Origin of the sequence: Rhizobium sp. Rhizsp42, assembly GCF_047304155.1 — a bacterium.
GTDB lineage: Bacteria > Pseudomonadota > Alphaproteobacteria > Rhizobiales > Rhizobiaceae > Rhizobium.
The window spans coordinates 229702-241514 of record NZ_JBGLYS010000004.1 but is presented as its reverse complement, the minus strand read 5'-3'; the positions used below and the strand labels follow the sequence as shown (position 1 = coordinate 241514).

Here is an 11813-nt window from a genome sequence, read left to right as displayed (position 1 = left end):
CGATAGCGGCCGACACGCGATGCTATGGCGAAAACTGGAAAGGAAAAGATGGCTCATGAAACCGCGTACCGTACCCGACGAAAGAGTTCCACCATGCGCCAGATATGCGTTGGAATTTTGCGGATGCCACGTAGCTTGATCGATCGATACCGAGCGCGATCAGCGATCTGGCTCTCTTTCGACCGAACCGACAAGGCAATCAGATCGTCCTTCACGGTATAGACCTTCACGCCGGTGGCCCACCCACGCTCAAGCGCTATGTCATAGGGGCATGTGATGACCTTGAGGGCCTCTACCAGCTTCCGCGCGCCCGCACGGGTGACGAGGTAGCATGCCGCGGACCCCTGGGGGCCAAACAGGCATTTTCCAATCACATCGCCGCCGACCGACCTCGCGATCGGCCTGAACCAGACAACGCGATGGTTGAGCAATTTCAACACTTCGGCGAATGGCGCAGCCTGGTGCGCGCTGTAGGCGCGAGAGACGAGGTCGGCGCTGAGATTGACGTCATCCTCCATGATGACCGCGCACTCCGCCGTGCTCTCCAAAAACGCGTTAAGCGCTTTGACATGGGCAAGATAGCAACCGTATTCCTGCGGCAGCATCGGGCGACCATTGCCGCGAACGAAGGCGACGCGGTCATAATCTGGCCATTGCGTTCCGCTCGCAGGATCGATCTCGACGCCGGCGATACGCTGGACATCCAGGCCGAACTCTTCGGCCTGGCTCTTTATATGGTGCCAGCGGTCCATGGAGCGATCGAGGTTGATGACGTAGGACACGATTTCCCGTCGAGTCAGGGCCTGACCCGTTTCGGATGGATGCGCATTGCTGATATCAGCCGCGCTGTCGATCTGCTGGCGTTCACGCACGGTCGTCTCCTGGGGCATCCATCGGGCGCCAAGCTTGTTACGGGTCTCTTCGCTAAGGCACACGTCTCGGCCAACCGTGACAGCCATTAATAGGTATAGGAGGCGTGTGCAAGGCTCTACCCAAACGGGCAAAGCGTTTTCACGGGGAGAGTGGCTCAAGAGCCGGCCATCGCCCACGAGCCAAATGGGGTGACGTGTCGCCAACGGATGACAACGAAGGCGCCGCTCGGCTGCCAAGTCAGTTGTTTTCGCGTGCAATCACACTGCGGAGTGGCAATTTTCGTCGATCACCATTATTGCGTCGATAACGCCAACTCGACACGCTCGCGCCAAGGTGCGATTGCAACCTAGGGCATCATCCGGATCAGCCCTAACGTGGTCCCCGCTTCAGCACATCCCTAATCGAGAAGCTCGAATGGATACGCGCGACGCCGGGCAAGGTCGACAATATATCCTTGTGGATTCGCTCGAAATCGCGCGCGCTTTCGACTTCCACCTTGAGAATATAATCCGATCCACCGGTCATCAAGAAACATTCCTGAATCTCCGGATATCGGCGGATGGCTGCCTCGAACCTGTTCAGATGCTCCTCGGTCTGCCGATCGAGCGTGATGTTGACGATAACCGCCAGCGCGTCGTCGCTGTCCGAGGTGCCGATCAACGCCGTGTAGCCCCTGATATGGCCGGATTTTTCCAGTCTTGCGATCCGTCGAAGACATGCTGACGGAGAAAGGCCGACTTCCGCTGCAAGTGCCGTGTTGGCAATGCGCGCATTCAACCTGAGCTGACGCACGATGTTTCGGTCGATCGCATCCAGGAGCATACGCAATAATTCCTCTTTTGGCGCGTGATAATTTCGCATTCGACAATCGAATGCAATATCGGCATTCTGATCAGCAGGAAATTGTTCGATTGTTTCTCTATTTTTATCGCAAGCACCAAAGGTGCATCGGCCGACGTCGTAAACGCCAAATACACTTGGCAAAAAAGCATGGATAAAAGGGGCAAGCATGAAAGTGACCATTCTCGGCGCCGGCGTCATCGGGGTCACCAGCGCCTACTATCTGGCCAAGGCCGGACATCAGGTCACCGTGATCGATCGCCAATCCGGTCCGGCGCTTGAGACCAGCTTTGCCAATGCCGGCGAGGTGTCCTTCGGTTATTGCTCTCCCTGGGCGGCACCCGGTATTCCGCAGAAGGCGCTGAAGTGGCTGTTCATGGAGCACGCGCCGCTCATCCTCCGCCCGAAGGTCGACTATGCGATGATCTCCTGGATGATCAGGATGCTCTCCAACTGCACCTCCGAGCGCTACGCGATCAACAAATCACGCATGCTGCGCCTTGCCGATTACAGCCGTCAGTCGCTCGCCGAACTGCGCGCCGAGACCGATATCGCCTATGACGAGCGCATGCAGGGAACGCTGCAGCTCTTCCGCACGCAGGCGCAGCTCGACGCGTCGGCCAAGGATGTGAAGGCGCTGGCGGCTGATGGTATTCCCTATGAAGTGCTGGACCGTGAGGGCTGCATCCGCATGGAGCCGGCGTTGCGCCACGTTAGCGACAAGATCGTCGGCGGCCTGCTGACGCCCAAGGACGAGACCGGCGATTGCTTCAAGTTCACCAATGCACTTGCCGCAAAGTGTGTTTCGATGGGCGTCACCTTCGACTATGGACGCCAGATCCAGGGGCTGGTGGTCGAGGCAGGACAGGCGAAGGGCGTCGTCACTGACACCGGTGCCGTCTTTTCCGATGCCGTCGTCGTTGCGCTCGGCAGCTATTCGCCGCTGCTGTTGAAGCCATTCGGGATCAAGCTCCCCGTTTATCCGGTAAAGGGCTACTCGCTGACCATCCCGATTACCGATGCGTCGCGCGCACCTGAGTCCACTGTCATGGACGAGACCTACAAGATTGCCATCACGCGCCTGGGCGACCGTATCCGCGTTGGCGGCATGGCGGAGATTTCCGGCTATACGAACGACCTAGGCCCCGCGCGCCGCAGAACCCTGGAGCATTCGGTCAGCGATCTCTTCCCCGGTGGCGATCTGAAGGCCGCCAATTATTGGTCCGGCCTACGTCCGATGACGCCGGATGGCACTCCCGTCATCGGTGCGACCAACATCCGTAATCTCTTCCTCAATACCGGCCACGGCACGCTCGGCTGGACCATGAGCACAGGCTCCGCACGGGTATTGACGGATGTCGTCAGCGGCCGAAATGCGGATATCGACGTCAGTGACCTGTCGCTCGCCCGCTACGGCAGATAGAAGGCGGAATCGCCGAATGATAGCGCTGGATCCGGGCCGCAGCCCGGTCCAGCAGCGCGGCTAAGCCGCGCCGCAACGATCGGCCTGATGCAGGCATCCGTCCGGCAACTTCGTTGCCGGCTGCGGATAAACATCGCAACAATTTGCCATCGCTTTCAACAAAGAGCGCGCATAGACTTCGCATTGTCTTGGTTGCCTGAAATGCCGCTGTAGGTGGCACGACGCAATCGATGAGGTGATGCATGGGAGGAGAACCGTGCAGCTTGATGACGTTTGTTCTTCCCGTTCTCGGGAGGGCAATCGGTCGTGGCGCACGCTACAGCCCGATGCCGGCTTCGAGGAGGAGGTCGCGATGACGATGCAGGATCCGATTGTGATCACAGGCGCCGCCCGCACGCCGATCGGTGGCTTTCAGGGAGCCTTCGCCTCCCTGGCCGCACCACAGTTGGGTGGATCGGCAATCGCAGCGGCGCTCTCGCAAAGTGACGTCCCAGCTGAGAGGGTCGACGAAGTCATCATGGGCTGCGTGCTCGCCGCCGGCCAGGGGCAGGCGCCGGCCCGACAGGCGGCGATTGGCGCCGGCCTCCCCTTCTCCACTGCCGCCAGCACCGTCAACAAGATGTGCGGTTCCGGCATGAAGGCCGTGATGATCGGCCATGATCTACTCGCCGCCGGGAGCGCCTCGCTGGTGATCGCGGGCGGCATGGAAAGCATGACGAATGCGCCCTATCTACTTGATCGTGCTCGCGGCGGCTACCGGCTCGGCCACGGGCGCGTGATCGATCATATGTTCCTCGATGGGCTCGAGGATGCCTATGACAAGGGGCGCTTGATGGGGACATTCGCGGAAGACTGCGCCGAGGCCTATCAATTCACGCGCGAGGCGCAGGACGCCTATGCCATCACGTCGCTCACGCGGGCACAGAAGGCGATAGAGGCGGGCTATTTCGACCGCGAAATCGTGCCGGTATCCGTCATATCGGGGAAAACCGAAGCGACGATCCGTGAGGACGAGCAGCCCGGTAAGGCCAGCATCGACAAGATCCCCAGGCTGAAACCGGCCTTCCGCGAGGGCGGAACGGTGACGGCCGCCAATGCAAGCTCGATTTCCGATGGCGCCGCCGCGCTGGTGCTGATGCGCCGCTCGCGGGCCGACCAACACGACATCGCACCGCGCGCGACCATCGTCGGGCACGCCACGCATTCCCAGGCACCCAGCGAATTCGCGACGGCGCCGATCGGCGCCTTGAGAAAGCTCTCCGAACGCACGGGGTGGCCGCTATCGAGCGTCGATCTGTTTGAAATCAATGAAGCCTTCGCCGTCGTGCCGATGGCGGCGATGCGTGATCTCGATATCCCCCACGACAAGGTCAACGTCCACGGCGGCGCATGCGCGCTTGGGCATCCGATCGGTGCGTCTGGTGCTCGCGTCATCGTCACGCTACTGGCGGCGCTGGAGCGATACGGGCTGAAGCGCGGGATGGCGGCGCTCTGTATCGGTGGCGGTGAGGCGACCGCTATCGCCATCGAGCGGCCGTAAGCGCAAAAGGAGGCGCGCTGATGATCTTGTCCGACACGCAGAGCCAAATCCGGGATCTCGCGCGGGATTTCGCGCGCGAACGACTGGCGCCGGGCGCCGCCGAGCGGGACCGCACACATAGCTTTCCGCGCGACGAACTGAAGGAAATGGGCGAGCTCGGCCTTCTCGGCATGCTGGTGCCGGAGACCTATGGTGGCTCCGACACGGGGACGGTCGCTTATGCGGCGGCACTTGAAGAGATCGCCGCCGGAGATGGCCCCTGCTCGACGATCATGAGCGTCCATAGCTCCGTTGGCTGCGTTCCCATCCTCAAATTCGGAAACGAGGAGCAGAAACAGCGCTTCCTGCCGAAGCTCGCCACCGGCGAATGGATCGGCGGTTTCGCGCTGACGGAGCCGCAGGCGGGCTCCGACGCCTCCAATCTGCGCACCCGCGCCCGGCGCGACGGCGATCACTACGTGCTTGACGGCGCCAAGCAGTTCATCACCTCGGGCAAGAACGGACAGGTGATCATCGTCTTCGCGGTCACGGACGCGGCGGCCGGCAAGAAGGGCATCACCGCCTTTATCGTGCCGACGGACACGCCGGGATATGAGGTCATTCGCGTCGAGCACAAGTTGGGCCTGCATTCCTCCGACACTTGCCAGATCGCCTTCAACGGCATGCGCGTTGGAGCGGATCTTCGCCTAGGCGAGGAAGGCGATGGTTACAGGATCGCGCTTGCCAATCTTGAGGGCGGCCGGATCGGGATCGCGGCGCAGGCGGTCGGCATGGCGCGTGCGGCTTATGAGGCAGCGCGCGACTACGCCCGCGAGCGGACCGCTTTCGGCAAACCGATCATCGAGCATCAGGCCGTCGCCTTTCGTCTTGCCGACATGGCGACGCAGATCGAGGCGGCGCGGCAGCTTGTGTTCCATGCAGCAAGTCTGCGCGAGGCGGGGCTGCCCTGTCTTTCCGAGGCGTCGATGGCCAAGCTCTTTGCCTCGGAAATGGCCGAGCGCGTCTGTTCCGACGCGATCCAGATCCATGGCGGCTACGGCTACATGAGTGATTATCCCGTCGAGCGCATCTACCGGGATGTCCGCATTTGCCAGATCTACGAGGGAACGAGTGACGTGCAGCGCATGGTGATCGCCCGCAATCTATAGGGAGAATACGCCGCGTTGATCCTGAGGAGAGGATTGATGCGAGCGGAGGAGGAACATAGGAAATGCCAGACAGTCAACGACTGAGCCTCTACGTCCCCGAACCCGCCGTTCGCCCTGGCGGTCTACCCGATTTCTCCAACGTCAAGATCGCCAAGGCCGGCGCCGTGCCGCGCCCGGAGGTGGATGTCGCATCCGAGGACATCCGCGATCTCGCCTATTCGATCATCCGCGTGCTCAACCAGGAGGGCGAAGCCGTTGGGCCCTGGGCGGGGTTGCTCTCGGACGAGGCGCTTTTGACCGGGCTGCGCAACATGATGAAGCTGCGCGCCTTCGATGCACGCATGCTGATGGCGCAGCGCCAGGGCAAGACGTCCTTTTATATGCAGCATCTTGGCGAAGAGGCGGTCAGCTGCGCCGTGCGCAAGGCGCTGAACAAGGGGGACATGAATTTCCCGACCTATCGACAGGCCGGCCTCCTGATTGCCGACGACTATCCGATGGTCGAGATGATGAACCAGATCTTCTCCAACGAGAACGATCCGCTGCGGGGACGGCAGCTGCCGATCATGTACTCCTCCAAGGAGCACGGCTTCTTCACCATATCAGGCAACCTCGCCACCCAGTATGTCCAGGCCGTCGGCTGGGCGATGGCGTCCGCGATCAAGAACGATACACGCATCGCGGCTGCCTGGATCGGCGACGGCTCGACCGCGGAGTCCGATTTCCATTCGGCCCTCGTCTTTGCCTCGACCTACAGAGCGCCTGTCATCCTGAACATCGTCAACAATCAGTGGGCGATCTCCACCTTTCAAGGCATCGCGCGTGGTGGTTCCGGCACGTTCGCCGCTCGTGGGCTCGGCTTCGGCATCCCGGCGCTGCGCGTCGATGGCAACGACTATCTGGCCGTCTATGCGGTGGCGCGCTGGGCGGCGGAGCGGGCGCGACGCAATCTGGGTCCGACGCTGATTGAATATGTCACCTATCGCGTCGGCGCCCACTCGACCTCCGACGATCCGAGCGCCTATCGCCCGAAAACCGAGTCCGACGCATGGCCGCTCGGAGATCCCGTGCTGCGGCTGAAGAAGCACCTGATCCTCAAGGGTGTCTGGTCGGAGGAGCGCCACGTTCAGGCCGAGGCCGAGATCCTCGACGAAGTGATCGATGCGCAAAAGCGAGCCGAGGAACACGGAACGCTGCATGCTGGCGGCAAGCCTTCGGTGCGCGATATTTTCGAGGGCGTCTATGCCGAGATGCCGCCGCACATTCGCCGCCAGCGGCAGAAAGCGGGGTATTGATATGGCGCGCATGACCATGATCGAGGCGGTGCGCAGCGCCATGGATATCTCGATGGCCCGAGACGAAGATGTCGTCGTGTTCGGCGAGGATGTCGGCTATTTCGGCGGCGTATTCCGCTGCACACAGGGGCTTCAGGCGAAGTACGGCAAGACCCGCTGCTTCGACACGCCGATCAGCGAATCCGGTATCGTCGGCACGGCGATCGGCATGGCAGCCTATGGGCTGAAGCCCTGCGTCGAGATCCAGTTCGCCGATTACATGTATCCGGCCTATGACCAGATCACCCAGGAGGCCGCGCGCATTCGCTATCGTTCCAACGGCGATTTCACATGCCCGATCGTGCTCAGGATGCCGACAGGCGGCGGGATATTCGGCGGGCAGACGCACAGCCAGAGCCCGGAAGCGCTGTTTACCCATGTCTGCGGCCTGAAAGTGGTCGTTCCCTCCAACCCCTATGACGCCAAGGGGCTCCTCATCGCCGCGATCGAGGATCCGGACCCGGTGATGTTTCTCGAACCGAAGCGGCTTTACAATGGACCCTTCGATGGCCACCACGAGCGTCCGGTCACGCCATGGTCGAAGCACGAGCTCGGCGAAGTGCCGGAAGACCACTATGCGATCCCGATCGGCAAGGCTGAAATCCGCCGCGCCGGAAGCGGGGTCACGGTCATTGCCTATGGAACGATGGTGCATGTGGCGCTCGCGGCGGCGGAAGACACCGGTGTCGATGCCGAGGTGATCGATCTGCGCAGCCTTTTGCCGCTCGACCTCGATACCATCGTGCAATCCGTGTCGAAGACCGGCCGCTGCGTCGTGGTTCATGAAGCAACGCTGACGTCGGGCTTCGGGGCCGAGATCGTCGCGTTGCTCCAGGAGCATTGCTTCTACCATCTGGAGGCGCCGATCGTGCGGGTCGCGGGCTGGGATACGCCCTATCCGCATGCGCAGGAGTGGGACTATTTCCCCGGCCCAGCGCGCGTCGGACGGGCGCTTGCCGAAGTCATGGAGGCGTGAGGATGGGCGAGTTCACGATCAAGATGCCCGATGTCGGAGAAGGCGTGGCCGAGGCGGAGCTGGTCGAATGGCACGTGAAGGCCGGCGATCCGGTTCGCGAGGACATGGTGATCGCGGCCGTGATGACTGATAAGGCGACGGTGGAGATCCCGTCGCCGGTCAGCGGTACGGTGACCTGGCTTGGCGCCGAAGTGGGAGATACCGTGGCCGTAAAAGCGCCACTGGTGAGGATAGAGACGGCGGATGGAGATGAGGCGTCGGCACCCGCTCAGCCAGCGCCCCTGGCGACAGAGAAGCCGTCCGCCGCTGCCTGTGAAAGCGAAGCCCCTGCTCGGCCGCAACCGACGCAAGCCAAGCAAACGCTGTCCCAGCCGACAAGCAGCGGACCGCAGCAAAAGCCACTGGCGTCGCCTTCCGTGCGTCTCTTCGCACGTGAAAGCGGCGTCGATCTCAGGCAGGTGTCGCCAAACCGTCCGGACGGACGCATTTTGCGCGAAGATGTCGAGCAATATCTCGCGCGCGGTGCGTCTTCGCTTGCAGCCCCTGCCCTGTTCGCCCGGAATACTACCACCGAGGACGTGAAACTCACCGGCATGCGGCGACGGATCGCCGAGAAGATGTCGCTCTCCACCTCGCGCATCCCGCATATCACCTATGTCGAGGAAATCGACATGACGGCGCTGGAGGATTTGCGGGCGACGATGAACCGGGACCACAAGCCAGATCATCCGAAACTGACGATCCTTCCCTTCCTGATGCGGGCGATCGTCAAGGCCGTCGTCGACCAGCCGGATATAAACGCCACCTTCAACGACGATGCCGGCATCCTTACCCGCTCCGGTGGTGTTCACATTGGCATAGCCGCACAGACGCCTGCCGGCCTCGTGGTACCGGTCGTACGTCACGCCGAGGCCCGCACGATCTGGGACTGCGCCGCCGAGATGGCGCGCCTTGCCGATGCCGCGCGCAACGGAACCGCGACGCGTGACGAACTGACGGGCTCAACCATCACGATAAGCTCGCTGGGCGCGCTTGGGGGGATCGTCTCGACGCCTGTCATCAACCATCCTGAGGTCGCGATCATCGGCGTCAACAAGATCGCCACCCGCCCCGCCTGGGATGGGACGCAATTCGTGCCGCGCAAGATGATGAACCTTTCCTCCAGCTTCGACCATCGCATCATCGACGGCTGGGACGCGGCGACCTTCATACAGCGCATCCGCGCGCTGCTTGAAACGCCGGCGCTGATTTTCATCGAAGGCTGAGGGCCATGAAAGAGATCATCTGCAAATTGCTGGTCATCGGCGCGGGGCCCGGCGGTTACGTCTGCGCGATCCGCGCGGGTCAAATGGGCATCGACACCGTAATCGTCGAAATGGAAAAACCGGGCGGCACCTGCCTCAATATCGGCTGCATTCCCTCCAAGGCGCTCATCCATGTTGCTGACGAATTCGACGCTGCGCGCCGGATGGCGAGCGGTCGAGACCGGCTTGGCATCCGTGCCGAGGGAGTGGCGATCGATCTCGCCAGGACGATCGCCTGGAAAGACGGCATTGTCGGCCGTCTCACCGGTGGCGTTGCCGCCTTGCTGCAGAAGGCGCGGGTGAAGCAGGTCCATGGCCGGGCGCGGTTCCGCGACGGGAAGACGGTGGAGGTCGAGACGGAGACCGGCGCACAGCTCATCCGCGCGGAGAATATCGTGATCGCGGCGGGCTCCGAGCCGGTCGAACTGCCGGGGCTTCCATTTGGTGGAAGGGTGATCTCCTCCACGGAGGCGCTGGCGCTGCACAGCGTGCCGGAAAGACTGGTGGTTGTCGGCGCCGGCTATATCGGCCTGGAACTCGGCACAGCCTTCGCCAAGCTTGGCTCCTCGGTCACAATCGTCGAGGCGACGGGCCAGATCCTGCCGCTATACGACGCCGAGCTTGTCAAACCTGTTGCTAAGGCGCTGAAGGAGCGCGGCATTGATCTTCACCTCGGAGCTAAGGCAAAGGCGCTGTCCGATGCCGGCGAAAGCCTGATCATCGAGCAGGCCGATGGCCGCGAGATCAAGCTGCCGGCTGACAGGATACTCGTCACCGTCGGGCGTAGGCCACGAACAACAGACGCGGGATTGGAGGAACTCGATCTCGACCGCGCCGGGCCTTATCTACGCATTGACGACCGGTGCCGCACGTCGATGCGCGGGGTTTATGCCATTGGTGACATCACCGGCGAACCGATGCTTGCGCACCGGGCAATGGCGCAGGGCGAGATGGTGGCGGAAATCATCGCCGGCCGTCCGCGGAGCTGGGACAAGCGCTGCATTCCCGCCGTCTGCTTCACGGACCCGGAAATCGTCAGCGCCGGCTTGTCGCCAGAGGAGGCCCGCGCGCAGGGCTACGAGATCCGCGTTGGCCAGTTCCCTTTCTCGGCCAATGGCCGCGCCATGACCATGCAATCCGAGGATGGCTTCGTGCGTGTGGTGGCGCGCGCCGATACCAATCTCGTGCTCGGCCTGCAAGCGGTCGGGCGCGGCGTTTCCGAATTGTCGGCGGCGTTTGCGCTGGCGATCGAGACGTGCGCTCGCCTGGAGGATATTGCTGGAACGATCCACGCCCATCCGACCCGCAGCGAAGCCGTTCAGGAAGCGGCGCTCAAAGCGCTTGGCCATGCGTTGCACATGTGAGGCCGGCACGGCAGAAGTTCGAGTTCTGCAGCCTGTGTCTACGCCCGTCGCTCGTCAAGCACGGTCTCGGCTTCATCGCGGCTCATGCCGAGAACCGAGCGTCCCAATTCGAAACCGAAGCCGTTGCGGGCGAAGGCGGACATTTCCTTGTTGTAGCGCTTCTCGTCGGCCTCCGCGCGCCGGAAGGGGCCGAAGCCGCGTTTGCGGGCGAAGTTGATCGCAGCCACGAGATCGTCGCTCTCCTCGAGCGCGATGACGGCGGTCTCGCGGTCGATGCCCTTGATCGCGAGCTTCTGCGCCATGATCCGCTTCGACCGGCCGCTGCGCACGCCGGAGCGCACGCTGATCTCGGCGTAGACGACATCGTTCAATCCGCCCTGCTCGTGGCCGAACTTGACCGCGAGATCGGCGAGCGCCTTGACCTGAGCTTCGGATATGTCCTCGAACTTTTGTTTGGCCTTGCGCGAGATCGCATCGGCCAACTGCTTCTCGGTCATCATCTGCCGGCCGAGACGGTAGATGGTCGAGTTGCGTGCCCAGCTTTGCATGCGGCTGGTCGGTATGTCGGATTGCGTGTCTTCGTCGGCCATGGCGTTCCGGATCGCGTCCAGAATCGCCTGGAGCAGGTCGTTTCAGCCAGTTAAAGCCATCCGGCCGGGATTTCCAGCACTCTCCTGCCTCACATCGCCTCAAGCCACGTGCAGGACCTCCGCCGACAGAAGCAGAAGGAAGGTATCGTCATCCAGCCGCTCGGCGATCTCGCCGGTGTCGGTAACGTAATCTGTGCGCGGATGCGTTGCGACATCAAGCGCCAAACGCGATGTCAGGATCTGCTCGATAACAACGTAATGCGCGCCCGAACTGCTCTCACAGTGAAAGCGGTTGGTCTCTTTGTACTGCGCCATGATCAAATTCCTCAAGAAATGACCGTCACGCCCACAATACTTGGCAGCCACCTGCCGATAGTCAAGAACACCCGCCCTACTCAATAAGTTTTCTGTTAACAGAAGG

11 protein-coding genes are annotated in these 11813 nt (G+C 62.1%); 7 read left to right on the top strand and 4 right to left on the bottom strand.

Translation table 11 applies throughout. The features are described 5' to 3' along the window. Nucleotides 1-53: 53 nt before the first annotated feature. On the bottom strand, nucleotides 54-872 hold the full coding sequence (locus tag ACCD05_RS07015) for a glycosyltransferase family 25 protein (protein ID WP_111560940.1): 819 nt from the start codon (nucleotides 870-872) through the stop codon (nucleotides 54-56). Between the two features lie 370 nt (nucleotides 873-1242). Next, on the bottom strand, nucleotides 1243-1695 hold the full coding sequence (locus tag ACCD05_RS07010) for an Lrp/AsnC family transcriptional regulator (RefSeq protein ID WP_111560429.1): 453 nt from the start codon (nucleotides 1693-1695) through the stop codon (nucleotides 1243-1245). Nucleotides 1696-1882: 187 nt separating this feature from the next. On the opposite strand from ACCD05_RS07010, the gene ACCD05_RS07005 reads away from it, so the two are divergent. The 7 genes from ACCD05_RS07005 to lpdA all read left to right on the top strand — a co-directional run bounded on the left by ACCD05_RS07005 (nucleotide 1883) and on the right by lpdA (nucleotide 10802). After that, a complete protein-coding gene (locus ACCD05_RS07005; RefSeq protein ID WP_112949376.1) occupies nucleotides 1883-3136 on the top strand; it encodes a D-amino acid dehydrogenase in 1254 nt (417 codons plus the stop codon). A 352-nt stretch (nucleotides 3137-3488) separates the two neighbouring features. Next, on the top strand, nucleotides 3489-4676 hold the full coding sequence (locus ACCD05_RS07000) for an acetyl-CoA C-acyltransferase (RefSeq protein ID WP_112949377.1): 1188 nt from the start codon (nucleotides 3489-3491) through the stop codon (nucleotides 4674-4676). 20 nt (nucleotides 4677-4696) lie between these two features. Beyond that, entirely contained in the window at nucleotides 4697-5824 is a 1128-nt protein-coding gene (locus tag ACCD05_RS06995) for an acyl-CoA dehydrogenase family protein (RefSeq protein ID WP_112989317.1), read from the top strand. A 62-nt stretch (nucleotides 5825-5886) separates the two neighbouring features. Further along, the gene (locus ACCD05_RS06990) at nucleotides 5887-7119 is read left to right on the top strand and encodes a thiamine pyrophosphate-dependent enzyme (RefSeq protein WP_018901295.1); all 1233 of its coding nucleotides are present in this window, start codon (nucleotides 5887-5889) and stop codon (nucleotides 7117-7119) included. Between the two features lies 1 nt (nucleotide 7120). Further along, the gene (locus ACCD05_RS06985) at nucleotides 7121-8134 is read left to right on the top strand and encodes an alpha-ketoacid dehydrogenase subunit beta (protein WP_111560434.1); all 1014 of its coding nucleotides are present in this window, start codon (nucleotides 7121-7123) and stop codon (nucleotides 8132-8134) included. A gap of 2 nt (nucleotides 8135-8136) precedes the next feature. After that, entirely contained in the window at nucleotides 8137-9399 is a 1263-nt protein-coding gene (locus ACCD05_RS06980; protein WP_112949508.1) for a dihydrolipoamide acetyltransferase family protein, read from the top strand. Nucleotides 9400-9404: 5 nt separating this feature from the next. Next, entirely contained in the window at nucleotides 9405-10802 is a 1398-nt protein-coding gene (gene lpdA / locus ACCD05_RS06975) for a dihydrolipoyl dehydrogenase (protein ID WP_112949507.1), read from the top strand. 38 nt (nucleotides 10803-10840) lie between these two features. Here lpdA and recX read toward each other — a convergent pair whose 3' ends face one another. Then, entirely contained in the window at nucleotides 10841-11392 is a 552-nt protein-coding gene (gene recX / locus ACCD05_RS06970) for a recombination regulator RecX (protein WP_112989319.1), read from the bottom strand. Between the two features lie 99 nt (nucleotides 11393-11491). Then, complete coding sequence (locus ACCD05_RS06965; protein ID WP_018901290.1) at nucleotides 11492-11707, bottom strand: hypothetical protein; 216 nt, start codon at nucleotides 11705-11707, stop codon at nucleotides 11492-11494. Between the last annotated feature and the right edge of the window lie 106 nt (nucleotides 11708-11813).

Coding starts and splice junctions, on each gene's coding strand:
- lpdA (WP_112949507.1), top strand. CDS start 9,405: ATGAAAGAGATCATCTGCAAATTGCTGGTCATCGGCGCGGGGCCCGGC.
- ACCD05_RS07010 (WP_111560429.1), bottom strand. CDS start 1,695: ATGCTCCTGGATGCGATCGACCGAAACATCGTGCGTCAGCTCAGGTTG.
- ACCD05_RS07000 (WP_112949377.1), top strand. CDS start 3,489: ATGACGATGCAGGATCCGATTGTGATCACAGGCGCCGCCCGCACGCCG.
- ACCD05_RS06980 (WP_112949508.1), top strand. CDS start 8,137: ATGGGCGAGTTCACGATCAAGATGCCCGATGTCGGAGAAGGCGTGGCC.
- ACCD05_RS06965 (WP_018901290.1), bottom strand. CDS start 11,707: ATGGCGCAGTACAAAGAGACCAACCGCTTTCACTGTGAGAGCAGTTCG.
- recX (WP_112989319.1), bottom strand. CDS start 11,392: ATGGCCGACGAAGACACGCAATCCGACATACCGACCAGCCGCATGCAA.
- ACCD05_RS06985 (WP_111560434.1), top strand. CDS start 7,121: ATGGCGCGCATGACCATGATCGAGGCGGTGCGCAGCGCCATGGATATC.
- ACCD05_RS06990 (WP_018901295.1), top strand. CDS start 5,887: ATGCCAGACAGTCAACGACTGAGCCTCTACGTCCCCGAACCCGCCGTT.
- ACCD05_RS07005 (WP_112949376.1), top strand. CDS start 1,883: ATGAAAGTGACCATTCTCGGCGCCGGCGTCATCGGGGTCACCAGCGCC.
- ACCD05_RS06995 (WP_112989317.1), top strand. CDS start 4,697: ATGATCTTGTCCGACACGCAGAGCCAAATCCGGGATCTCGCGCGGGAT.